Genomic DNA, 315 nt, shown 5'->3' with positions numbered 1-315 from the left:
CGCTGCACAGTTTATTGTTCGTCCAAATCTGGCACTATCAAGCACTACTGAAAATAGCATTTCTCAAAAAAAGGGAACACGTCTAACCCGAGGACCGGAGCTAACAGCTAACCAAGCCCTCAAAACTAAATCCTTCACTTTTCTTTGGATAATGTTATTTATCAATATTACATGCGGGATCGGCCTTGTCTCAGCTGCATCCCCCATGGCTCAAAGTATGACCGGCATGTCTGTCCAAACAGCCGCAATTATGGTTGGAATCATAGGCCTTTTCAATGGCTTTGGACGTTTGATATGGGCAACTTTGTCTGATTA

Annotated in this window: 1 pseudogene; it reads left to right on the top strand. The window is 43.5% G+C overall.

What is annotated here, in order from left to right:
* Positions 1 to 315 (top strand): annotated as a pseudogene (locus FHL07_RS23890) (hypothetical protein); the annotation flags it as partial.

This window comes from Pseudomonas sp. FSL W7-0098 (assembly GCF_005930585.1).
Lineage (GTDB): Bacteria > Pseudomonadota > Gammaproteobacteria > Pseudomonadales > Pseudomonadaceae > Aquipseudomonas > Aquipseudomonas bubulae.
Note: the sequence above shows the minus strand (reverse complement) of the source record. Positions and strands in the feature narration are given on the sequence as shown.